This is a genomic window from Amycolatopsis sp. NPDC058340 (genome assembly GCF_042723975.1).
Classification (GTDB): domain Bacteria; phylum Actinomycetota; class Actinomycetes; order Mycobacteriales; family Pseudonocardiaceae; genus Amycolatopsis.
On sequence record NZ_JBHXIB010000004.1, the window covers coordinates 181009 to 204807 of the forward strand.

Annotated in this window: 20 protein-coding genes; 4 read left to right on the forward strand and 16 right to left on the reverse strand. The window is 69.9% G+C overall.

The genetic code is table 11. The features are described from left to right. Positions 1-60: 60 nt before the first annotated feature. Positions 61-1566: an FAD-dependent oxidoreductase gene (locus ACFWIW_RS07530; RefSeq protein ID WP_378367654.1), complete on the reverse strand. Its 1506-nt coding sequence runs from the start codon at positions 1564-1566 to the stop codon at positions 61-63. Between the two features lies 1 nt (position 1567). Then, on the reverse strand, positions 1568-2476 hold the full coding sequence (locus ACFWIW_RS07535) for a diiron oxygenase (protein WP_378367655.1): 909 nt from the start codon (positions 2474-2476) through the stop codon (positions 1568-1570). A 111-nt stretch (positions 2477-2587) separates the two neighbouring features. Between ACFWIW_RS07535 and ACFWIW_RS07540 the strand changes: the two genes are divergently transcribed. Continuing rightward, positions 2588-3451, forward strand: a complete 864-nt coding sequence (locus ACFWIW_RS07540) for an alpha/beta fold hydrolase (protein ID WP_378367656.1) — start codon at positions 2588-2590, stop codon at positions 3449-3451. Here the strand turns inward: ACFWIW_RS07540 and ACFWIW_RS07545 are convergent. Next, complete coding sequence (locus ACFWIW_RS07545) at positions 3435-3761, reverse strand: putative quinol monooxygenase (protein ID WP_378367657.1); 327 nt, start codon at positions 3759-3761, stop codon at positions 3435-3437. The genes ACFWIW_RS07540 and ACFWIW_RS07545 overlap by 17 nt on opposite strands. Positions 3762-3836: 75 nt before the next feature. On the opposite strand from ACFWIW_RS07545, the gene ACFWIW_RS07550 reads away from it, so the two are divergent. Then, on the forward strand, positions 3837-5036 hold the full coding sequence (locus ACFWIW_RS07550; RefSeq protein ID WP_378367658.1) for a sensor histidine kinase: 1200 nt from the start codon (positions 3837-3839) through the stop codon (positions 5034-5036). Further along, complete coding sequence (locus tag ACFWIW_RS07555) at positions 5024-5671, forward strand: response regulator transcription factor (RefSeq protein WP_038512999.1); 648 nt, start codon at positions 5024-5026, stop codon at positions 5669-5671. Before ACFWIW_RS07550 ends, ACFWIW_RS07555 begins: the two co-directional genes overlap by 13 nt. 43 nt (positions 5672-5714) lie before the next feature. On the opposite strand, the gene ACFWIW_RS07560 is transcribed toward ACFWIW_RS07555, so the two are convergent. Next, a complete protein-coding gene (locus tag ACFWIW_RS07560; RefSeq protein WP_378367659.1) occupies positions 5715-6161 on the reverse strand; it encodes a VOC family protein in 447 nt (148 codons plus the stop codon). A 104-nt stretch (positions 6162-6265) separates the two neighbouring features. Between ACFWIW_RS07560 and ACFWIW_RS07565 the strand changes: the two genes are divergently transcribed. After that, positions 6266-6460 (forward strand): hypothetical protein, encoded by a 195-nt coding sequence (locus tag ACFWIW_RS07565; RefSeq protein ID WP_378367660.1) that lies wholly within the window; start codon positions 6266-6268, stop codon positions 6458-6460. A 41-nt stretch (positions 6461-6501) separates the two neighbouring features. Here the strand turns inward: ACFWIW_RS07565 and ACFWIW_RS07570 are convergent, their stop codons facing one another. The 12 genes from ACFWIW_RS07570 to ACFWIW_RS07625 form a co-directional block, all read right to left on the reverse strand. Further along, positions 6502-9813 (reverse strand): serine hydrolase, encoded by a 3312-nt coding sequence (locus tag ACFWIW_RS07570; protein ID WP_378367661.1) that lies wholly within the window; start codon positions 9811-9813, stop codon positions 6502-6504. Continuing rightward, the gene (locus tag ACFWIW_RS07575) at positions 9810-10802 is read right to left on the reverse strand and encodes an ABC transporter ATP-binding protein (RefSeq protein WP_378367662.1); all 993 of its coding nucleotides are present in this window, start codon (positions 10800-10802) and stop codon (positions 9810-9812) included. The genes ACFWIW_RS07570 and ACFWIW_RS07575 overlap by 4 nt, the downstream gene beginning before the upstream one ends. Beyond that, on the reverse strand, positions 10799-12685 hold the full coding sequence (locus tag ACFWIW_RS07580; RefSeq protein WP_378367663.1) for a dipeptide/oligopeptide/nickel ABC transporter permease/ATP-binding protein: 1887 nt from the start codon (positions 12683-12685) through the stop codon (positions 10799-10801). The genes ACFWIW_RS07575 and ACFWIW_RS07580 overlap by 4 nt, the downstream gene beginning before the upstream one ends. Position 12686: 1 nt before the next feature. After that, positions 12687-13667 (reverse strand): ABC transporter permease, encoded by a 981-nt coding sequence (locus tag ACFWIW_RS07585; RefSeq protein WP_378367664.1) that lies wholly within the window; start codon positions 13665-13667, stop codon positions 12687-12689. Further along, on the reverse strand, positions 13667-15265 hold the full coding sequence (locus ACFWIW_RS07590) for an ABC transporter substrate-binding protein (RefSeq protein WP_378367665.1): 1599 nt from the start codon (positions 15263-15265) through the stop codon (positions 13667-13669). Before ACFWIW_RS07590 ends, ACFWIW_RS07585 begins: the two co-directional genes overlap by 1 nt. Positions 15266-15275: 10 nt before the next feature. Next, positions 15276-16178: a serine hydrolase gene (locus ACFWIW_RS07595; protein ID WP_378367666.1), complete on the reverse strand. Its 903-nt coding sequence runs from the start codon at positions 16176-16178 to the stop codon at positions 15276-15278. Then, a complete protein-coding gene (locus tag ACFWIW_RS07600; protein ID WP_378367667.1) occupies positions 16175-17563 on the reverse strand; it encodes a serine hydrolase domain-containing protein in 1389 nt (462 codons plus the stop codon). Before ACFWIW_RS07600 ends, ACFWIW_RS07595 begins: the two co-directional genes overlap by 4 nt. Before the next feature lie 121 nt (positions 17564-17684). Beyond that, positions 17685-18596 carry a serine hydrolase gene (locus ACFWIW_RS07605; RefSeq protein WP_378367668.1) on the reverse strand — a complete coding sequence of 304 codons (912 nt, stop codon included), beginning with the start codon at positions 18594-18596 and terminating at the stop codon, positions 17685-17687. Between the two features lie 60 nt (positions 18597-18656). Continuing rightward, positions 18657-19925 (reverse strand): MFS transporter, encoded by a 1269-nt coding sequence (locus ACFWIW_RS07610; protein WP_378367669.1) that lies wholly within the window; start codon positions 19923-19925, stop codon positions 18657-18659. Positions 19926-20064: 139 nt separating this feature from the next. Continuing rightward, complete coding sequence (locus tag ACFWIW_RS07615) at positions 20065-21735, reverse strand: PucR family transcriptional regulator (protein WP_378367670.1); 1671 nt, start codon at positions 21733-21735, stop codon at positions 20065-20067. Between the two features lie 76 nt (positions 21736-21811). Further along, a complete protein-coding gene (menC, locus tag ACFWIW_RS07620) occupies positions 21812-22918 on the reverse strand; it encodes an o-succinylbenzoate synthase (protein ID WP_378367671.1) in 1107 nt (368 codons plus the stop codon). Next, positions 22915-23799, reverse strand: a complete 885-nt coding sequence (locus ACFWIW_RS07625) for a GNAT family N-acetyltransferase (RefSeq protein ID WP_378367672.1) — start codon at positions 23797-23799, stop codon at positions 22915-22917. Before ACFWIW_RS07625 ends, menC begins: the two co-directional genes overlap by 4 nt.

The window sequence follows — 23799 nt, forward strand, 5'->3', positions numbered from 1 at the left end:
GCCACTTTCAGGACATCAGACGTCGCGAAAGTGGCTTTCGCGACACGACGGTCGCGGCGGTCAGCGGCCGCGGAACCGCGCCGCCAGCGCCGCGACCGGCGACCGCCTGCCCCGCACCGGAAGCGCGCCGGAAGTGATGTCCTCCAGCAGAGTCGCCACGGTCTCCCGCGCACAAGTGCGGTTCGCGCCGATCCCGCCCGAGGGACCGCGTTTGATCCAGCCGACCACGTAGGCGCCGCTGCGCCCGTCGACGCGACCGGCGGTGTTCGGGATCGTGCCGCGGTCGTCGTCGAACGGCAGCCCTGGCACCGGGACACCTCGATAGCCGACAGCGCGGACGACCTGACCGGCGGCGATTTCCACCGGCCCGTCCCCACCCGTGACGCGCAGACCGCGAACCTGCGTATCGCCGATGATCTCGGTGGGCGCGGAGTGGAAGCGCAGGACGATCCGGCGCGAGTCCCCGGCCGGAGGCGCGGTCCAATCGACCGTCTCACGGCCGAGTTCGCGCAGCAGCGCCGCTTTGCCGCCGCCCGCGTCGATCGCGGCCGTGGTGCGCGGGTCCGCCTCGTCGACGATCAGTGGCACGCCGTCGCGAGCGGCCAAGGCGAGCAGCTCCGGCGACGTGTACGCGGCGTCCTCCGGCCCGCGCCGGGCGAGCAGCACGACCTCCCGGATCTTGCTGGTACGCAAGCGTTCCAGCGCGTGCGGGGCGATCGTCGTCCCGGCGAGGTCGCCGGGGTCGGCGGTGAGGATCCGGGCCACGTCCAGCGCGACATTCCCGGTGCCGACCAGCACGACCCGTTCCGCGGACAGGTCGACCGCGTTCGCGGGCACGTCCGGATGCCCGTTGTACCAGGCGACGACGGTGGTCGCGGCGATACTGCCGGGCAGATCCTCGCCCTCCAGGCCGAGACGGCGCGCGGATGAGGCACCCACCGCATAGACGACGGCGTCGTGACGTTCGGCCAGCTCGTCCACCGACACGTCGCGGCCGATCTCGGTGCCCAGGCGCATCCGCAGCCGCGGATGCTCGTGAAGGCGCGAGAACGTCTCCCCGATCCGCTTCGTGGCGGGGTGGTCCGGGGCGACGCCGTAGCGGACGAGCCCGCCCGCGACCGGCAGCCGGTCGATCAGCGTGACCCGCGCGTTCGTGTGCAGGAGCAGGTCCTCCACCGCGTACATCCCGGCCGGGCCGGTACCGACGACGGCGATGTCCGGCGGCGCGAAATCGCTCGGGATGGCCCGGTCGAACGTCGGCGGGCCCCATCGGTGGAAGTTCGGCGCCGGATCCGCCGAGGCGACGGGCTCACGGCCGGCGTAGAAGGCCGCGTTGATTCCCGCGTAGACCTGCAGCGGCCCGGTCAGCAGATCCGCCGGGAAGATGGCGTCCACCGGGCAGGCGTCCGCGCAGGCCCCGCAGTCGATGCACGTGGCCGGATCGACGTAGAGCATCTCGGTGGTGCCGAAATCGGGCTCGTCCGGTGTCGGGTGGATGCAGTTGACCGGGCAGACCGACACGCAGGTGGCGTCGTTGCAGCAGGTCTGGGTGATCGCGAAGGCCATGTCAGATCAGGTTCGCCCGCTTGTAGAACACCAGCGCGGGGCGGGTGAGCAGACCGCACGAGCCGAGGAACTCCATCAGCCCGGCGCAGCTGGAGCGCATCATCGCCTTGTGGTGCTCGTTGGCCTTCGCCTCCCGCAAGGCGCGCTTGGTGTCGAGCCCCGCGTGCCGGTAGACGTCGCGGTTGATCATGCTGCTGACGATGAAGTACGACGCGATCGCGACGACCAGCGCGTTGATCCGGCGGCGCAGGAAGCCCGCGCCCTCCAGCTGCTCACGCGTCTCTTCACGGGCGAACTTCATGTGCCGGGATTCTTCGACCACGTGGATGTTGTTGATGGTGCGCACGAACGGGACCACGCGCTCGTCGCGCATCCAGTCGCGCTGCATGACGTCGAGGACCTCTTCGGCGACGAGGATGGCCGCGTACGCCGCTTCGCCACCGGCCGTCGCCTTGAAGATCCGGCCGAGTTCGACGGCGAGCTTGCGCGGGCGGTACGGGGGCGCGCCGAGCTTCGCCGCGCCGCGGGCGAACATGATCGAGTGACGGCATTCGTCGGCGATCTCGGTCAGCGCCCACTGGAACGCCGGATCGGTCGGGTCCTTGGCGTAGAAATCACGCAGCACCATCTGCTGCAGGATCATCTCGAACCAGATACCGGTGCTCGCCACCGAAGCGGCTTCCTGGCGGGTGAGCTCCTTCTGCTGCTCCGGGCTCATCTCGGCCCAGTAGCTCGTGCCGTAGAGGGTGCTCCACTCCGGGCTGGCGCCGTGGAAGTCCTTGTCCAGCGGCGTCTCCCAGTCCACCTCGGTGGCCGGGTCGTAGGACAGCATCGCGGACGAATCGAGGAGCCGCTGCGCGGTCTCGTGGCGGCCTGCCCCGGCCGTTCGTGGCACATCGGTGCTGGTCATACGGACCTCCCTGACGACGTCGACAGAGTGCGCGGCTACCTGTTACCGCGATTCACTGTTACTCAAGGTAACATATACGAGCAGTCCACGAAAGCAAGGGGAAATCCACCCATGACCACGCCCCGCCGCATCGCCACCTTCGACCACGACGGACTCATCTTCGACGTCCGGGACACCGGCCCGCTCGACGGCGCCGTCGCCGTCCTGCTGCACGGCTTCCCGCAGACCGGCGCTTCCTGGACCGACACCGCGGCCCGGCTCCACCAGCGGGGATACCGCACGATCGTGCCCGACCAGCGCGGCTATTCACCTCGCGCACGACCGCGAGGCCGCTTCGCCTACCGGTCCGGCCGTCTCGTGGCCGACACCGTCGCCCTCATCGAGACCCTCGGCTCCGGGCCGGTCCACCTCGTCGGACACGACTGGGGTGCCGTCGCCGCCTGGTCGACGGCGGCACGACGACCGGACCTGGTCAGGTCGCTGACCACCGTGTCGGTCCCGCATCCCGGGGCGTTCCTCCGCGCGATGCTCGGCAGCGACCAGCTCGTCCGGTCCTACTACATGTTCCTGTTCCAGCTCCCCTGGCTGCCGGAATTCGTCCTCCGGTGCCTGCCACGCGTACTGGACCGCACGCTGGCAGGCACCGGGATGACATCCGCCCAGATCGACCAGGTCCGCCAGGACATTTTCCACGGCGGAGCCCTCACCGGCGGGCTGAACTGGTACCGCGCGATGCTCTTCCAGCACCCGGCCGCCCTCCGCGCCCGGGTCACCGTGCCGACGACACACGTCTGGAGCGACGGCGACACCGCGCTGTCCCGGCGAAGCGCCGAACTCGCCGGCGAGTACGTCGACGCCGCCTACCGGCTCGAAATCCTGACCGGCGTCAGCCACTGGGTCCCCGAAGAAGCCGCGACGACGCTGGCCGGCATCATCGACCGCACCGCCGCGGACGCCGCTAGTCGACCGGCGTGACCTCGGCCATCTCCGACCACGCGTCGCCGTCGAGGTTCTGGTAGTTGATCCGGGGCTTCTCGGCGACGACGGTCGACATGAACGGGAAGAAGTCCTGGGCGTGCTGCGTGGCGACGTGCGCGTCGCCCGCCGCGCTGTCGGCGAAGACCTCGACCAGGACGAACTCGTTCTCGTCACCGGCGTTCTGGTAGTAGTCGAACGAGATGTTGCCGGGTTCGCTGCGCACCTGCTGCGTGTAGCGCTCGATACCCGCGAGCCATTCGGTGCGCTTGTCGGGGCGGATCTGTGCTTTGAGGACGATGAGGATCATGGTCCGAGTATCGCAAAGCGGGCCTTCACGCGCTCCGCTCCGAGGCCGCCGAAGGCCGGATGAAAGACTGTCCGGGTGATCACCCGGCTCCGGTCCTGTTGGTCCGCGGTCCGGTACCTCGCGGTCGGCGCGGCCTCCTCCATGCTCGCCTGGTTCGTCCTCGTCGGCATGCTGTTCGTGCTGCTGATGTGCCCGTTCGGCGTCGGGATCCCGGCGTTGCCCATCGCGCTCCAGCTGATCCGGCGTCCGGTCAACTTCGAACGACGGCGGGCAGCGCGGCTGCTGGACGAGCCGATCCCCGAGCCGTACCGGTCCGGGAACCCGGTGACCGACCCGGCCTCGCGGCGCGATCTGGGCTGGCTCGTCTTCCACGGCGCCACCGGTTTCGTCATCGGCATCTTCGCCATCGCCCTGCCGCTCGGCGGGCTCCGGCAGATCGTCACGGCGTTCATCTGGCCGGCGTTCCCCGGCGGGGTGGAAAGCTCCCTCGGCTTCATGGTCACGTCGTGGCCGCTGGCCGCGCTCAGCGCGATCACCGGCGCCGGCATGATCGCGCTGATCTTCCTGTACCCCCGCGTCGCCCGCTGGCAGGCCTCCATCGTGCGCAGGCTGCTCGCGCCGGCGCCAGGAGTGGTGCTGACCGACCGCGTCGTCGAACTCGCCGCGTCGCGTGCCGCCGCATTGGAGGCCCACGGCGCCGAACTCCGTCGCCTCGAACGCGACCTGCACGACGGGACCCAGGCGAGGATCGCCGCGGTGGTCCTGCAGCTGGGGATCGCCGACTCGCTCTTCGAGAAGGATCCGCAGCGGGCGCGGGAGCTGCTGGGCAAGGCGCAGGACACAGCGACCGGCGCGCTCGCCGAGCTTCGGACCGTCGTGCGCAGTATCCACCCGCCGCTGCTGACCGACCGCGGCCTCGACGGCGCCGTCACCGCCCTGGCCGACCGCTGCCCCGTTCCGTGCACTGTGGACGTTCGCAGCCGGAGTCGCCGTCCCGCCGCCGTCGAGGCGGCCGCGTACTTCGTCGTCGCCGAGATGCTGGCCAACATCACCAAACATTCCGGCGCCGAACACGCCTGGATCACCCTCGACGGCACCGCCGACACCCTGCTCATCGAAATCCGCGACGACGGCCACGGCGGCGCCGACGAATCCGGCGGCAGCGGTCTGTCCGGGATCCGCAAGCGGGCCGAGGCCTTCGACGGGACCTTGAAACTGTCGAGCCCCGCCGGTGGGCCGACCGTACTGAAAGTGGAGTTGCCATGCGGGTCGTGATCGTCGAGGACGACGCGCTGCTGCGCGAAGGCCTGGTGATGCTGCTGAACACCTCGGGCATCGACGTCGCCGCCGCGGTGGACGACGTGGACGAGTTCCTCGAACTGGTCACCAAGGACCGGCCCGACGCGGTGATCACCGACGTCCGGCTGCCGCCGACCCACACCGACGAAGGCCTCCGCGCCGCCGTCAAGGCGCGGAAGATGTACCCCGGGCTGCCCGTGCTCGTGCTGTCCGCCCACGTCGAGACCGGCTACGCGGCGGAACTCCTGGCCGACGGCAAAGGCGCCGTCGGGTATCTGCTCAAAGAGCGGGTCGGGAAGGTCGAGAAGTTCCTCGACGCGCTGGACCGGGTCGTCAAGGGCGGGACGGCGATGGACCCCGAGGTGATCACCCAGCTGATGGCGCACCGCCGCGCGACCGATCCGCTCGAAGGGCTGACCGCGCGGGAGCGCGAGGTGCTCGGGCTGATGGCGGAGGGCTACAACAACACGACCATCGCCGAACTGCTGGTGGTGAGCGACGGCGCGGTGCACAAGCACATCCGGAACATCTTCGCGAAGCTCGGGTTGCCGGAGGACAGCGGGCATCGTCGGGTCTTGGCGGTGCTGGCCTACCTGGGCGGAAAAGGCTGAAACCCTCGTGAGTGGTAAGGACGGTTAGAACCGTCCTTACCACTCACGAGGCCCCGAGTTCTTCCGCGAGCCCGACGACGATGCCTTCCGGACCCCGGACGTAGCAGAGCCGGTAGACGTTCTCGTACTCCTCCACCGCACCCACGAGTTCGGCGCCGTGAGCGCGCAGGCGGGCCACCACGTCGTCGATGTCGTCGACGGCGAACATGACGCGCCGGATGCCCAGCGTGTTCGCCGGAGGACGCGCGGGCTCGGGCACGATGGCCTTCGGCCGGTGGAACTTCGCCAGCTCGATCCGCCCCGGACCGCCCGGGATCCGCAGCATGGCGACGTCCTGGCTGACGTCTTCGAGCCCGATGACCCGTTCCGCGCCCGGCCAGTCGAGCGGCCCCTTGCCTTCCAGCTCCATCCCAAGTTCGACGAAGAACGCGATGACCGCGTCAAGGTCTTCGACGACGATGAGGACGTTGTCCATCCGATGGATCGCCACGCTGGAACTCCTTCGCTCGGTCCGGATGAGGTAGCGCTGGCACCACCTCACGACGGGGGTCACTCCCCTGGTCCCCCGATCCGCCGAACCCTAGCGTCTTTCCCATGAACGACACCAAAAACGCCGGCGGCACGATCGTCACCGCCGCTCTCTGGCTGGTCCTGCTCGTCAGCGCCGCCACCAATTCGATCGGCCAGTTCGCGGGACTGGACTGGACCTCCCGCATGGCCGCGGGCGCCGTCTCGGTCGTGTGCATCGTGCTTCTGATCGTCCGCTACATCGCACGGCGCAGGGCCTGAACGCCTCGGCCCGCCCGCAAGTCCGGGCGGGCCGAGTGCTTTCAGGACACCTTCGGCGTCGCGCGCACGCCATGGTGCATGTACGGCTCCCCTGTCGGCAGCGTGTAGAACGTGACCGGCATCCAGGTCTGCGCGCCCGGCTCACGGCAGACGTACAGCGAATCGGTCACCGGGACCAGGTCGAACTCCATCGTCTTCTCCGGCATCAGCTCCGCCAGTGGGCCCGTCGCGGTCTGCCGCAGCCGGAGTCCGTCCTTTTCGGACAGTACCTCCATCAGCACACCGGCCCGCTCGTAGACGCCGACGTGCCTCGAACCGTCGACGGTGACCGGCGGAGAGGGCGGCGTCAGCGGCCGCGGCATCGCCACATCCGCCAGTTCCGCGAAGATCTCCCGGTACAGCTCCTCGAACAGGTCGCGGGTGTTGCCGCCGTTGGTGAGCAGCGTGACGGCGAGCCCCTGGTCGGGCAGCAGCCGCAGGAACGCGGACTGCCCGATCGTGTTGCCGTCGTGGCCGATGACCCGCCGTCCGCTCCACTCGTCGCGGATCCAGCCGAGGCCCCACGAGTCGCCGAGGGAGTGCTTGTCGGGGAGGTCGGCGTGCTTCTCGGCCATCGCGGCGGCGGACGCCGTCGTCAGGATCCGCTCACCGGACGGGGTGAGCCCGCCGGTCAGATGCAACCGGGCGAAGCCGAGCACATCCTTGGTGGTGGCGGTGATCAGGCCCGCCGGCCCCATGTTCCGCGGCAGTCCCCAGACCGGGGCGGGCTTCGGCTCCTCGTCCGCGCCACCGACGTGCCCGACGGCGGCGCGGTGCAACAGTGCTTCCTCGGGCAGCGTCACGGTGTGGGTGAGACCGAGCGGGGCGAACAGCTTCTCCCGCATCGCGGCGTCCCAGGTCTGCCCGGTGAGCTTCTCGATCACCCGGCCCATCAGCACGAAACCCGAGTTGCAGTAGGAGAACGTCTCGCCGAGAGGATGGTTCTGCGCGGCCTGGTCGAGGATTTCGACATAGCGTTCGAGGCAGTCGTCGCCTCGGCCCGTGTCGGTGAAGACGTCCCCGTCGATCCCGCTGGTGTGCGTCAGCAGATGCCGCATGGTCACCTGCTTGGCGACGTCCGGATCGGCGAGCCGCAGTTCGGGGACGACGTCGGCGATCGGCGCGTCGAGATCGAGCAGGCCTTCGTCGACCAGCCGCATGACCACGGTCGCGGTCCACACCTTGGAGATCGAGCCGATCTGGAACACCGAATCTTCGGTGACCTCGACCCCCGTGTTCGTGTTCAGCACGCCGTAGGACGCGAGAACCTCGCTCTCGTCGCCCACCCGGGCGATTCCCAGCGCCGCGCCGGGAACACGGTGTTTGCGCGCCAGCTCGGCCAGCCTTCGCCGCCAGTGCGCCGCTTCGATCGGCACTCGCGACACCCCGTCCGCGGGTGCCGCGTACTGCTCGACCCATTCGAGGACGCGCCGGTTGAAGTCGACACGCTGCGAGGGCGGCCCGTCGAGGATGAACAGGTGCGAGGCGTCCGGGTACAGCACCAGCCGCGACGGGACACCTCGTGCGCGCAGGGCGCCGAACCACTGCTCGGCCTGCCCGACCGGGCACCGGTCGTCGTTCGCACCCTGGACGACGAGCGTCGGCGTCCGCACGTCGGCGACGCGGGCGAACGGCGAGAACCGCTCGTTCTCCTTGTCCCAAGCCGGACCGCCGAGCTCGCCGACGGCCAGGTAGTGCCCGGCGTCGGACGTGCCGCCCATACTGGTGAGGTCGCTGACCACACCGCCCGCGACAGCGGCGGCGAAGCGGTCGTCGCGGCTGGTCAGGTAGCAGGTCATGAACCCGCCGTAGCTGTACCCCGCCACGGCGAGCCGGTCCGCGTCGGCGATCCCTTCCGCGACCAGGGTGTCCAACGGTTCGAGGAAGTCGGCCGCGTCGGCGACGCCCCACGCGCCCACGGCACCGGTGTAGAAGTCCTCGCCGTAGCCGTCGCTGCCGCGCGGGTTGAGCAGCAGCACCGCCCAGCCTCGGGCGACGAGCTCCTGGTGATACAGGTGGATCGAGTCGGCCGCGCCGTTCCAGGCGTTGTGCGGACCGCCGTGGATGTCGAGCAGCAGGGGCGCCGGTCCGGATCGCGCCGGGTCCCGCAGGAGCCAGCCGTGGACGACGGTGCCGTCGCCGATGGCGAATTCCCGTTCCTCGTGGCGGAAGAGCTCGACGTCGGACTCGCCGTGCTTCGTCCGCACGTCGAGGGCACCGGTGGCCGGGTCGACGACGGTGACCTCGCCGAACGACGTGCCCGTGGCCAGCACGACCACGACCCGTCCCCCCGCGATGTCCATTCCGGACACGACGCGGTCCGCGCCCGCCAGCATCGCGCGCGGCTCTCCGCCCTCGGCGTCCACTTTGTACAGATGAGTGCAGCCGCGGTCGCGGACGCCGAACAGCACGGCTCCGTCCTCGGTCACCTGCGGCAGGGCTCCCGGATAGCCGGGGCCGCCGGACATCACGTTGCGGTCCAGCGCAGCGGTCAACTCGACCGGGTCCCCGCCGTCCAGCGGGATCCGCCACAACCCGAGATGCCCGACCTGGGTGTCGGCCCGGCCGACCACCAGCAGCGCGGTGCCGTCGGCGGTCCAGCCGACCGTGCCCGCCATGCCTTCGCCGGAGCCGATCAGCCGCGGCTCGGCGGTCTTGGTGGTCACGTCGAGCACGTAGGCACCGGACCGGAAGGTCAGATCCGCGTCGCCGTCCCGCCCGGCGGAGAACGCCAGCCTGGTGCCGTCGGGAGACCAGGCCGGTTCGCCGGCGTGCCAATCCCCGAAGGTGACCTGCCGGACTTCCCGAGTGGCGACGTCGAGGACGTGCAGATGTTTGCGGACGGTCTTGAGCAGCCCGGCGCCGTCGGCCTTGAAGTCCAGGCGGTCGGCCACCACGGGGGCGTTCGGCGCGAGTTCCCCGCCCGCCAGGTCGACCGCCGCCGAGAACGCGATCTTGCCGCCGTCCGGGCTCCAGACCGGGGCGCCCGCACCCAGCGGGAGTTCGGTGATCCGTTCGGCCTCCCCGCCCGACGACGGCAGGAACCACACCTGCGGCGGTCCGTCCTGCGCGCGGAGGAACGCGATCCGCGTACCGTCCGGCGCCCATTTCGGTGCCATGTCGGCCGTTCCGCGCGTCAGCTGCCGCGCTTCGCCGCCGGTCGCGCCGACCTCCCAGAGCGTGTACACGTTCCGGTCCTCGTCACGGTCGGCGGTGCGCAGGACGTAGACGATCCGGCCGCCGTCCGGGGAAAGCGAAGGCTGGCTGGGGACGGCGATGTCGTACAGGTCGTCGAGACCGAGACGTCGGGTCATGATGCGCTTGCTCCTCTGGAGATCGTGAGCTGGTGGCTCTCGTTTTCGCTGAAGTGGCAGGCCGCCGAATGACGTCGGTGTGCCGCGTCTTCGGAGGGATCCGCCTGGAGGCAGTGTTCGCGGCCGGTACGCACGAGCGGGCCGACCGGGCAGCGGGTGTGGTAGCGGCACCCGGCGGGTGGATGGTGCGGGTCGGCGGGTTCGACGTCGGCGGTCTCGCCCGCGTCACCGAGGTCGAGCAGTGAACCGGTCGCCGACGGCGCCGCGGCGAGCAGATCCCTGGTGTACGGATGCTGCGGGTCGCTGAGCACCTGTTCGGCCGGGCCGACCTCGACGATCCGGCCGAGGTACATCACGGCGACGATGTCGCTGAGGTAGCGGATCACCGCGAGGTTGTGCGAGATGAACAGCATCGACAGACCCAGCCGTCGTTGCACGGACCGGACGAGGTTGAGCACCGCGCCCTGCACCGAGACGTCGAGCGCCGAGGTGATCTCGTCCGCGATCAGCACGTCGGGCCGCCCGGCCAGCGCGCGGGCGAGCGCCACCCGCTGCCGCTGGCCGCCGGAAAGCTGCCCCGGGAGATGGCCCGCCCTGTCCGGGTCGAGATTGACCAGTTCCAGGAGCCGGGCGACCTCGTCCCGGCGCGCCGCGCGGCCGGGCAGGACGCCACGCGGGATCGCTTCGGTGATCGACTCCCCGATGCTCATCCGGGGGTCCAAAGAGGAATACGGATCCTGGAACACCATCTGCAAGGGCGGGCGGCGGGGCAGCTTGCGCACGTCCACGCCGCCCAGCAGGACCCGTCCGGCGCTGATCGGCGAAAGCCCGACGGCGGCACGGGCCAGCGTCGACTTCCCGGAGCCCGATTCGCCGACGAGCCCGACGACCTGTCCGGAAGGGACGGTCAGGCCGACCCGGTCGACCGCGGTGAGTCCGCGCCTGCCGCCGTACCGCACGCTCACCGCGTCGAAGACGAGATCGCTCACTCCGCACCTCCTGCGGTCACGGTTTCCTTGGCGGGGCGGGAAAGCGGCGCGGGGTACCAGCAGGCGACGCGGTGCCCGGCTTCCACGCGCTCCAGCACCGGGTCTTCGAGACGGCATCGGTCGGTCGCCGCCGGGCACCGGTCGGCGAAGGCGCAGCCGTCGGGCACGCGGTCCGGTTCCGGCGGGCGGCCGGGGATCACCGCGAGCGGAGCCTCACGATCGGTCTCGAGGTCGAGCGTCGCGGCCATCAGGGCGCGTGTGTAGGGATGCCGCGGGGTCGCGGCGGACGGCAGGTCCTCCACCACCCGGCCCGCGTACATGACCAGGATCCGTTCGCACGTCTGCGAAACGACCGCGATGTCGTGGCTGATCAGGATGATCGCCGTGTCCCGTTCGGCCCTGGTCCGCGCCAGCAGGCGCAGCAACTGCCGCTGCACGGTGACGTCGAGCGCGGTGGTCGGCTCGTCGGCGATGATGAGCTTCGGGTCGCCCATCAGGCCCATGCCGATCATCGCGCGCTGCCGCATCCCGCCGGAGAACTCGTGCGGATACTGCCGCGCACGGCGTTCGGCGGCGGGGATCCGCACCGCGCGCAACCGGTCCACGGCCCGCTCGAAGGCCTTGGCACGCGGAAGCCCCTGGTGCTGTTCGGCGACTTCGGCCAGTTGACGGCCGATCCGCCTGGTCGGGTTGAACGAGGTCATCGGATCCTGGAACACCATCGCCAGCGACGTGCCGAGCAAGGGGCGCAGCTCGCGTTCCGGCGTCGTCAGCACCGGTTTCCCGGCGAATTCGAGTTTGTCCGCGGTGACCACGGCCGGCGCTTCGACCAGCCGCGACACCGCCAGCCCGGTCAGGCTCTTCCCCGAGCCCGATTCGCCGACGACACCGATCGCCTCGCCCGCGCGGACGGTGAAGCTCACCCCGCGCACCGGAACCGTCCAGCCCGACGGGCGCGGGAACGCGACCTGGAGGTTCTCCACCACCAGCACCGCGTCGTCGCGGGTCTCGGCGGTGTCCTCCCTGGCGGGCGTGACCGGCCGCGGGGTGAGTTTGCGCAGCCCGGTGCGGACGCCGATCACCCCGGCGACGGTCTCGCCGACCAGGTTGAAGGCGAGCCCGGCCAGCACCACGGCCACCCCCGGCGCGAGCGCGGCCGCCGGGTTGACGTAGATCCCGTTGAGCCCTTCGCCGAGTAGCCGTCCCCAGTCGTAATCCGGTGCCTGCACACCGATGCCGAGGAACGACAGCCCGGAGAAGGCCAGCAGGCAGGCACCCGCGCCGATGGTCGCGTTCACCACCAAGGGTTCGCCGATGTTGGGGAGGATGTGCCGGATCAGCAACCGCGTCCGGCCGACGCCGGAGATCCGCGCGGCGGACACGAAGTCCTGCCCCGCCACGGAAGCCGACAGCGTCTGGGCGAGCCGTGCGAACGCCGGCGCCAGCGCGAAACCGACCGCGAACACCGCGCCGTGCGTTCCGACCCCGAAGATGACCGAGAAGAACAGCACCAGCAACAGGCCGGGGAACGCGACCGCGATGTTCACCGCGGAGGTGACCAGCCGCGCGGCGGGCCTCGGCAGCAGCGAGGGCAAGGTGCCGAGGACGAGCCCGGTCACCACCCCGATCACCGTCGCGAGCACGGCCAGCAGGACCGAAAGCCGGGTCGCGACCAGGACACGGAAGAGGATGTCGCGGCCGAGATCGTCGGTGCCGAGCCAATGCGCCGCCGACGGTCCCTGCGCGATGGCGTCCGTGTCGATCGCGAAAGCGTTGTCGTGCCACAGGATCGGAGCGAACACCGCGAGCGCGAGCACCAGCGCCAGCAGGGCCGCCGCGAACCCGCCCACCGGCGTGCGCAGGGCCGCGAACCATTTCGCCATCTCAGTTCTCCCGGATCGTCGAACGCGGATCGAGAACGGCCAGCAGCACGTCCACCGTCAGGTTCACCAGCAGCACCCCGATGCCGTAGACGAGCACGATCCCCTGCACCAGCGGATAGTCCTTCTGGAGAATCGACTGGGCGATGGTGGAACCGAGGCCCGGCCAGGCGAAGACGTTCTCCACGAGCACCGTCCCGGCGACCATCCCGGTCAGCATCAGCCCGCCCATGGTGAGCGTGGCGGTCAGCGCGTTCGGCAGGGCGTGCCGCAGGTAGACCAGCCGCGCGGGCAGCCGCTTCGCCCGCGCGGTGCGGATGAAGTCGTTGCCCAGCACGGAAAGCGTCTCCACCCGGACGATACGGGCGAGCACCGACGCCGGGCCGAGCGCCAACGCGATCACCGGGAGCACGAACGAGCTCGCGTCCGCGTTCCCCGCGACCGGGAACCAGCCCAGCTGGACCGAGAAGAACGCCACCAGCGCCACGGCGAGCAGGAACTCCGGGATGGCCGCGAGCAGCACGGTCGTCGAGGTGAACGCCAGCTCGCCGCCCCGCCGCCGTCCGCCGCGGGTCAGCACGGCGAACAGCAGGCCCAGCGGGATCGCGATCGCGATGACCACCGCGAAGGCGGGCAACGCCAGCTGAAGGGTGGCGGGCAGCCGGTCGCCGATCACCTCGGAGACCGGCTGCCCGCTTGTCATCGACGTCCCGAAGTCCCCGGTGACCAGTCCGCTGAGGTAGTGGACGTACTGCAGCCACAGCGGATCGTCGAGGCCGAGCGCCGCCCGGCGCGCGTTCACCAGCTCGACCGGCGCGGTCAGCCCGAGCGCCGCGCGGACCGGGTCGCCGGGGATCAGCTGGATCATCAGGAACGCCGTGGTGATCAAGACCCACAACGAGATCGCGAACCGGCCGAGGCGGCGCACGGCGAACGACAGCCACGGGCTGCCGCGCAACCCGGCCGGGGCGACCGCGACGGCCATCAGGCGTACATCCGGATCGACGACGGCTCGACCGAACCGAAGATGACCTTGAACCGCGCGTTGCTGCCGAAGGTCGGGATGACCGAGTTGACGTACGGCACGACGTCCAGCCGCTCGATGAGCGCCTGCTCCGCCGCGAGCCAGGTCGCGCAGCCAGAGTCACCGGACATCTGCGCCGCCCGCGCGGCCTGCGACGTGTACTTCTCGTTCTCGATATGCGCGAAGTTGGTGCCCGCCGGAGGCTTCGGCCCTGAAACGAACGGGCTGATCTGGCTCGGCAGCAGCAAGGTCACCGGCGCCAGCGAGATGTCCCACTCACCGGTGTTGAAGAGCACCTGGCTGGTCCCCGGGCTGTCCAGACCTTTGAGCGTCACGTCGGCGCCGACGGCCTTCCAGGACTGCTGCATCAGTTCGGCGGCGGGTGCCATCGTCGGGCCGAGTTGCGTGCCGTAGATCGCGGTCAACGCGAGCCGTTTGCCGTCCTTGACCCGCACCCCGTCCGCTCCCGGCTTCCAGCCGGCCGCGTCGAGGGTCGACTTCGCGGCGGCGACGTCGAACGCGGGCAGTTTGCCCGCCACCGCGTCTCCGGCGCACGCCTTCGGTTCGGTGGTGACCATTCCCTGGCTGGGCGCCCCGGAGCCGCTGGTGAGCACCTTGCCGATCTGGGCGAGGTCGAGCGCCTGCACCAGCCCGCGGCGCACGGCCTGATCGCCGCCGGCGCGTCCGGGTGCCTGGTTGAAGAACATCTCGCCCATCGGCACGACCTGCTCGCCGTGGAACAGTTTCTGGGCACGCAGGCGCTGCTGGTCCTGGCCGGTGATCCGGGCGCCGTTGAGCTCGCCGGACAGCAGCAGGTTCGCGGCGGTCGTCATGTTCTGGATGACCCGGAAGGTCACCTTCTCCGGCAGGCCGGGCTGTTCACGCTGCCAGTCCCCCGGGCCCCACGCGTAGTCCTTGCGCCGGGTGAGGGTGTAGTGGTCGTTCGGCACGATCTCGGTCATGGTGAACATGCCGGTGCCGTATTTGCCCTTGGCGAGCGCCTGCCGGTCGGTCACGCCCTTGCCGCAGACGATCGGCAGGCCGCCGACGTTGCGCAGCAGGAACGCGTCCGGCGCGCCGCTGGTGAGCGTGATCTTCCGCGTGGCGTCGTCGGCGGTCGCCTTGGTCCCCGGCGCGACGGTGAGCCCGGACATCGGCGACTTGTTGGCCGGATCGCCGACGAAGTCGATGTTCGCCGCCACGTCGCTCGCGGTCAGCGGGGTGCCGTCGTCACAGGTGATCCCGTTCCGCAGGGTGAAGGAGGCGGTGGTCGTGGAGGCCTCCCACTTCTCGGCCAGCCCGGCGATCGGCTTGCCGGACTCGTCGAGGTTGATCAGGCTGTCGTAGAGGTAACGCCCGATGTCGAGCGCGACCGAGAGCACGGTCATCGCCGGGTCCAGCGCTCCCGGATCGGTGCCGATCGCCATCGTGAAGGTCTTGCCCTCGGTCAGTTTCTGGTTCGCGGTCCGGTCCTGCCCGGATTGCGACGTCCCCCCGCACGCGCTCACGGTCAAGGCCACCACGCTCGTGATCGCGGCGGTGAGCCGAGCTTTCTTCATGCGGTTTCTCCTACTGGGTCACGGTCTGCGCACGGAGGTGTTCGACGGCGAGGCGGGCGGCCTCACCGATGGCGGAGTCGACCGCGGGCAGGCGGTCGGCGAGGGATTCGGCGCGGGTGAACACCGCGACCGCGTAGCGGCGACCGTCCACATGGGTCACCACCCCCGCTTCGTTGCGGACGGCGGGGAGCGTCCCGGTCTTGGCCGCGATCTCCACCCCGGCGGGGAAGCCGGACGAGATCCGGTGCGGCCAGATCTGCTGCGCCATGATCGTCCGCACGCGTTCGCAGGCGGCCGGGTCGCCCGCGCGGTCGGTCCAGATAGCGTCGAGCAAGGCGGTGATCTCCCTCGGCGTCGACGACGTCGTGCGTTCCGGGTCGAGCACCGAGAGCTTCCACATCTGTTCTTCGGTCGCCGCGGCGAACACGGCTTCCAGGTCTTCGTCCGGTCTCGCGCCGAGATCGACGATCACCGAAGCGAAGAGGTCTTCGCAACAGCCGATCAGCCGCGTCCTGGTGAGGCCGAGGTCGGTGAGCACCCGGTCGACGGCCTCCTGCCCCACCCGGTGGTAGACGACGTCGGTCGCGGCGTTGTCGCTCATCGTCAGCATGAAATGCGCCAGGTCGCGCCAGCTCATCTCGACGTCGTCCGCGCAACCGGCGGTCCCGATCCCGCCGATCCGGTACCGCGCGGTGACGAGGGTCCGCTCGGTCTCGTCGATCCGCCCGGCGGCCACCTCACGGGCGAAGGCGACCGCCACCGGGATCTTGAAGACGGACGCGAGCACGACCGGATCGTCCGCACCGACGGCGACCTCGGGACCGTCGGTGACGCCGATCTCGCGCGCGTGCACGAATCCGCGCGCCCCCGCCGTGGCGAAGACGGCCTCGATCTCGTCGGCGATCACCGTCACCGGCTCACCCTGCGGTCGGCACGTCCGGTGTGGACGAACAACGCGCGGCCGGTGCCGTCGTCGCCGACGAACGCGTGCGGCATGTGCAGGCCGAGCCCGTCGTGCTCGACGACCAGGGTGTCGCCCCGGTACCCGAGCAGCTTGCTCTTCTCCGGGCCCGTGCCGAGATCCGCGAAGATTCCCTTCGGCGTACGTTCCAGCCACAGGTCGCCGTGCTCGTCCTGGCTGACGACGATGTCCGCCACCTGCGACGAGTACTCGCCCACGAAACGGGACGGGTCGGCCGGGGCCTCCGCGGCGTTCGGCTCCGGCAGCGGCGGGACCTCGACCCCGGCGAGGTCGCCGAGCACCTTCCGGAAGATGTCCAGGTACAGGTGCAACGGTTTGCCGCCATTGGTCAGCAGGGCCACCGCGACGTTGCTGCCCGGCACCACACGCAGGAACGCGGACTGGCCGATGGTGCCGCCGTCGTGGCCGATCACCGGGCCGCCGTCCCAATCGAAGATCATCCAGCCGAGGCCCCACGCCCCGCCCATCAGGCCGAGGTAGGGCAGCTCGACCTGGCGTTCCCACATGGCGCGGGCGGTTTCGGGCTTGAGGACCTGGGTGCCGTCGTCCGCGCGGCCTTCGTTGAGGTGCATGCGGACGAAGGTGAGCAGGTCGCGCGGGCGCATCGCCAGATGCGAACCCGCCGGCACGTTGGACCGCGTCAACGCCCAGACGGGCGCGGCCACCGGCTCGTCGTCCGGCGTCGGCTGGACGTGACCGATCGCCGCGCGGTACCGGATCGCGTCGTAGGGCCCGGCCGCGGCGTGGGTCAGGCCGAGCGGCGCGAAGAGATGGTCACGCAGGCAGTCGTCGTAGCACTTTCCCCGCAGGACCTCGACGATCCTGCCGAGCACGCAGTACCCGGCGTTGTTGTAGGAGAACATCTCCCCCGGCTGGAACAGCTGGGGCACGTCGGAAAGCGTCGCCACGAGCTTCGCGACGCAGTCGTCGCCCTGCCCGGTGTCGGTGAAGATGTCGCCCTCGAAACCGGAGGTGTGACAGGTCAGCTGCCGCACGGTGATCCGCGACGCCGCGTCGTCGTCCGAGAGGGTGAACTCGGGAAGGTAATCGCGGACCGGCTTGTCGAGGTCGAGCCTGCCTTCGTCGACGAGTTGCATCGCCAGGGTGGTCGTCCACACCTTGGTGATCGACCCGATCTGGAATACGGAGTCCACTGTGGACTCGACGCCGGTGTTCTTGTTCAGCACGCCGACCGCGTGGTCGATCACCTCGCCGTTCGCGAAGACGGCGATGGCGGCGCCGGGCACCTGATGCTTCTCCAGCAGGGCGGCGAAGTTCTCCGCGAGCCAGGTATCGATTTCGGAAAGTTTCGACATGCGCACCTCTTGTCCGTGGAAAGGGTGGTCCGGCGGTTCCCGGAATGCTAGGCCGGTGACGGGCGTCACCGGTTCGTGCGGAACGACGAGAGCGGCCGGAAAATTCATCCGGGCGGACGAATCATTCGCCGTCGGCCTCGGGAAGCCTGAGCCATTCGACGGCCTGTGCCGCGGCGAAACCGATGAACGCGTCCCGCTCCGGTACCCGCGACCGCCCGTCGACCGCGTCGGTGAAAATCCCTACCGCGTAACGGCCGCCATCCGGGTACTCGACCACACCGACCTCGTTGCGCACCGACGGCAGCGTCCCGGTTTTGCCGCTGACGCGGATCCCGTCGTCCGGGAACCCGGACCGCAGCCGGTGCGGCCAGACCTGGAGTTCCATCCAGCGCCGGACGTCCGCGCACGCCGCCGGCGCGGCCGCCTCGTCGCGCCAGACGAGCCCGAGCAGCCGGGTGATCTCCTCGGCGGTCGTGGCGCAACTGTGTTCCGGTTGCAGCGCGCGCAACGCGGCGATCCGCTCGATCGGAAGCTCCGTCAGTAGCCTTTCGTCGTCCTCGTAGGAGATTCCGAGGTCCCCGCCGATACTGCCGAGCACCTCACCGCAGTCGTGCGTCACGGTGGTGTGCTCGAAACCGAGATCGCGCAACGTCTTCTGCGTCGCTTCCTTCCCGACGCGATCGAGGATCAGGTCGGTCGCGACGTTGTCGCTGATCCCGATCATCAGGATCGCGAGGTCGTACCAGGACATCGTGATCTCGTGCCGGAAGGTGGCCAGGCCGTACGGGCTGGGCGTGGGATGGCCCGGCGGGACGGTGATCCGCTCGCCGAGGTCGAGCCTGCCCTCGGCCGCCTGCTTCGCCAGCTCCAGGGCGATCGGGACCTTGAAGACCGACGCCGTGACGACCGGGGCGTTTTCGTCGACGCCGATCCGCCGGGTGCCGTCGATTTCGGCCGCGTGCAGCCGGACCCGGACCCCGACCTCCTTGGCGCGCTCGTTGATCTTTTCGGTGACTTCGGACGCGGTGGTCATGGAACTCCTGTCTGCGTTGGGCTCGTGAGTGTTGAGGACGGTTAGAACCGTCCTCAACACTCACGAGGCCGAGCTGGGACTGGCCGGGGAGAACGTGAACTGCGCCGGATTCTGCGGTACCCAGAACGCCATCACGGCGGTGAGGAAGGTCGTGCCGATGAGGAAACCGAACGCGGCGGTGTAGGAGAAAGCGTCCGCGAGCCAGCCCATCGCCACCGGAGCGACCGCGCCCGCCACCTGGCCGCCGAAGTTCATCACTCCCATGCCGATCCCGGTGACCGCCGTGGGCAGCACGCGCAGCGGCAGGCCGAAGACCGCCATCGTCGCCATGCCGAACACCGCGAGCGCGAGCGTCTCGTAGAGGGTGAACTCCGCCGTGCTGTCCGCGTTCACCATCAGGATCAGCAGCACCACGGTCACCAAGGCGATCGAGCCGAGGTACCAGCGGCCGTGGTCGTGGAAGTAGCGGTCGAACAGCCAGCCGCCGAGGATGGTCGTGCCGATGCTGACCAGCATCGGTATCGCGGCCAGTATCCCGGTCTGGCTCAACGACAGGCCCCTCGACTCCAGCAGGTAGCTGGGCACCCAGGTGATCATCCCGTAATTGAGCATGTTGGTGACGCAGAACAGCAGGGTGAACTTCCAGATCACCGGCGACTTCAGCACCTGTTTACGGGAGACCTCGGGGGTTTTCACTTCTTCGCGCGGAAGGCTGCTCAGCCTTTCGGGCAACGCCTTGGGAAGCAGCGTCCAGACGACCACTCCGATGATCGCGCCGACGCCCGCCATCCAGAAGAACGTATGCCGCCAGCCGACCGCCATCAGCAGCGGTCCGACGATCAACGGCGCCAGGCCGGCGCCGATGCCCCCGGCGGACAGCATCACGCCGGTCACCGTCGCGCGGTTGCCGGGGGTGGTCCGTTCGGCGATCGCCTTGAACGAGGCCGCCGGGAAAAGTCCTTGGCACACACCGAAAAGGCCGCGGACGACGAGCAGCATGCCGAACGTGCCCGCCATCCCGGTCATCGCGGTGAACGCCGACCAGAGCAGCAGCGTGACCAGCATCGGCCCCCGCGAGCCGTACCGGTCGGCGAGGAAGCCCGCCGGGATCTGGCAGACCATGTACACCAGCGCGAACACGGTGACGAGCCAGCCTTGCTGCGTCTTGCTGAGCTCGAACTCGGCGCCGATCATCGGCAGCGCCATCCCGATCGAGAACCGGTCGATGTAGTCGACCGCCCAGGCGAACACCATCACCACCATCGTGATGAGCGCCGTCCGGTTGATCCGCCGTGCTGTCCAGGTGTCCTCATTGACCACTGCCGTCATGGCGCCTCCGCGGAAACTTTGGGAGAGAAGGAGAACGGCGCGAGCGTGGCGCCGATCACTCATTCTGAAACGCGGCAGGCGAACGGAGTTCGTGCGATCACACGAACATCGCCCGTCGTTTCGGGCCGGAAGACCAACGTCAGTCTTCGGGACCCGGCGGCCCGGTCCGCGCGTCGCGGGGCAGCAGCCGCAACTGCAGCATCGCGGCGAAGCGCTCCCCCGCGTCGTCGAGGTCGATCTCGCCGACCTCCGCGAGACGCCGCAGCCGATAGCGGAAGGTGTTCGGATGGACGTACGCCGACGCGGACGCGGCTCCGATGTCACCGAAGGCGTCGAGCCAGCATCGAAGGGTGTGCACCAGTTGTGACTGGTGCTGCGCGTCGTAGGCGAGCAACCGCGCGACAGGTCCTGTCGCGACGTCTCCCCGCGCCGCGGCGAGGTCGGCCAGATCCAGCATGAGCGCGTCGACGTGGACGTCGTCCGCGGTCGCGACGCGTTTGGCGCCGCCGTTGGTGAGCAGCACGCGCAACGCCCGGTCCGCGCCGTCGCGGGAGGCGTGCAGGCCGGACGCGTCGAGCGCGAGCGGTCCGATGCCGATCGCGGCGGCCGCCCGGCGGCCCGTGCGCTCCAGGAACGTCGACGCGACCCGCACCGAACGCTCCTGGCAGTCGGCGTGCCCGCCGGGCATCGGGAGGATGCCGTAGGCGACGTCGCCGACCAGTGCGACGGCCGAGCGAGGCTGGACGGCGCTCAGGTGCATGGCGAGCGCGTCGGCGACCCGCTGACGATCCGCGACCAGCCTGAGATCGTCCTCGGGGTCGGGCGCGCCGAGCAGGCCCATGGCGAGCACGATCGACGGCTGGCCGAGCAACCCGAGCCGCGCGATCGCCTCCGGCGCGCCGGCGCCGCCTTCGAGTGCCGTGCTCACCAGATCGGCGCGCAGCCGTCGTTCGACGTCGGCGCCCGCACGCAGCCGGAGCATGTGCAGCGCGACCAGTTTGGCGGCGTCGATCAGCGCCTGCGTCCGCTCTTCGCTGAGCGGTTCCCGCACCGCGGCCCAGATCGAGCCGAGCACCTCGTCGCCGGCGCGGACGGCGAACGCCACGCGCGGGATCGCGATCTCGTTGTCGTCGTACCGCTGCGGATCGACGTACACGGGCGCGTGGTCGCGGTACAGCCGTTCGAAGACGCCGTCCCGTTCCAGGCCGCGGGCGAACCGCTCCGGTACCTGACGGCCGAGGATGGTCTCGACCCGGGAGGGATCCGCTTCGTCCTGGCGCCCGGAGAACGCGAGGATCCGGTTGCTGCGGTCTTCGATGGTCACCGGCGCGTCGATGAGCGCGGCGATCGCGTTGGCCAGCGCGAACAGATCACCCGACGGCATTCCGCCGAGCGTCTGGGGCGAGACCTCGCCGACGTCCTCCTCGGCGAGCAGGGTCCTCAGCATGGCGGCGAGCTGTGCCCATGAAGCGCCGCGCGCGAGCCCGAGCAGGGCGACCCCGGACGAGTCCGCGGCACGCCGGAGTTCCGGCGCCGGGGTGACGGGAGACCGGACGACGAGCGCCGCCGCCCCTCGCGCACCCACGTCGTGCAAAAGGCGGACGACCTCGTCCTGATCCCGCACCCCGACGCCGAGCACGACGGCCCCGCCAGGGATTTCGGATTCGTCGTGCGGATCGTGGATGACCACTCCGCCGAGCTGCTTGCGGGTGGTCCTGCCGACCGCGACCGGCTCCAGGAGCACGTCTCCGAGGTCTTCGAGGACGCGTCCCAAGCTCGTATGCGGTTTGCTGGGCACCGGTGTCAGCACCCCCCGAAGTTAAACCCGGTCTCACCGAACCGACTGGTTCGATCCGACCAAATCTAACCCCGGATTTCGTGACGCGCTACGAACCGATCCACGTTTTCTCGGTGGTGACCTCGTCCAGCAGGTCGGGAATCGGAGTCACGCCGAGCCCCGGCCCCGTCGGCACCGGAAGATGCCCGGCGTCCAGCACGAACGGCTCGGTGATGTCCGTGCGGTAGAACCGGCCTGACGCCGACGTATCACCCGGCAGCGTGAACCCGGGCAGCGAGGCCAGCGCGACGTTGGCCGCCCGGCCGAGGCCGGTTTCGATCATCCCGCCGCACCACACCGCCACCCCGTGTGCCGCGCAGACGTCGTGGACCCGGCGTGCTTCGAGGTAGCCACCGACACGGCCCGGTTTGATGTTGACGATCTGGCACGCGCCCAGCTTGATCGCGTCCGCGGCGGCCTTGGCGGAGACGATCGACTCGTCGAGGCAGATCGGCGTCCGGATCCGCTTGGCCAGCTCGGCGTGGCCGAGCACGTCCTCCTCTTCGAGCGGCTGCTCGATCAGCAGCAGGCCGAACGGGTCGAGCCGGGACAGCAGGGGCGCGTCGCCCAGGGTGTACGCGGTGTTCGCGTCGACCTGGAGCAGCACGTCGTCACCGAAGCGCTCACGCACCTGGCGGACCGGCTCGACGTCCCAGCCGGGTTCGATCTTCAGTTTGATCCGGACATAGCCTTCGTCGAGGTAGCCGCCGACGACGTCGAGCAGCTGCGGGATCGAGTCCATGATCCCCACCGAGACCCCGCAGGCCACGGAGTCGCGCGTGGACCCGAGCTCGGCCGCGAAGGAGCGTTCGTGCGCGCGGAGTTCGGCGTCGAGGACCGCCATCTCCAGCGCCCCCTTCGCCATCCGGTGTCCCTTGAACTTCGCCAGCAACGGCGTCACCTTGTACGCGGTGACGTCCTCCGCTGCCAGCAGGGCCGGGATCAGATGGGTGCGCAGCACGTGTTCCGCGGCGTCGTTGTACTCCGACGAGTAGAGCGGCGCCTCCATCGCGACGCATTCGCCCCAGCCCTCGCCCGCCGGGGTCACCGCGCGGACGAGCAGCAGTTCCCGTTCTGCCTGCGTTCCGAACGACGTCCGGAACGGGGCCACGAGCGGCATCCGGACCCGGCGCAGTTCCACACCGCTGAGTTTCACGACTGCTCCTTCGAGATCACGTACCAGCCGGCACGATCGAAACCGGTGACCTCGGCGTTGTCCGCCATCAGTCCACCGAGGACTTCACGCAATGCGGTGCGCCACGCGGTGCCCCGGCCGGGGTCGGTGCGGCGCAGCCGTTCGATGTCGGACGGGACGCCGACGAGCACGGTCGGTGCGTCGGCCGATCCGATGACCGGGCCGCCGTCGGAGCCGACCGAGAGCGCCTTCTCCGCACCCAGCGCCTCCGCGTCGATCAAGACGGGCTCACCGAACGCGGCGGCACGGACCTCCGGGCTCTTGAGGTCCCATCCGACCATCAGCCGGTCGGTATCACCCGAGCCGTTGATGCTGTCCTCCATCGGACCGTAGAAGTCGGGCAGGTAGCCGATCGGGCGCGCGCCGAGTTTCCCCAGGTTGAAATAGGCGTTGCGCCGCACCAGCGGATCGAAGGTCCAGGTGATCACCGAGACGTCCTGGAGCAGTGCCCACCCGCGCTGGTGCAGTTTGAGCGCCTGCCCGATCCCGCGGCCCACGCCCGCCTTGGCGACTCCGGCGATGTGGCTGTGGAGGCTCGCCTTCCCGGGGTTCCCGAAGAACCCGAAACAAGCCCCCAGCAGTTCATCGTTCTCGAAGGCGCCCGCGACGTAGTTCCCGGCGCTGGACATCGCGCGGAGCAGTTCCGTGCTCACCGGCCGCGCGCCGGGTGCCGATCGCCAGATCGACTCGAACAGGCCGACCACCGCGGCCAGATCGGCGATTTCGGTGAGTTCGCGGATTTCGACGCCCGAAGCCGCGGCCGCGGCCCGCGCGGCGGCGACGGCTTCGTCGCGCACCTCCACCGACGCGAGGCTTTCCGCGTTCGTCGCAAGATTCGTCAC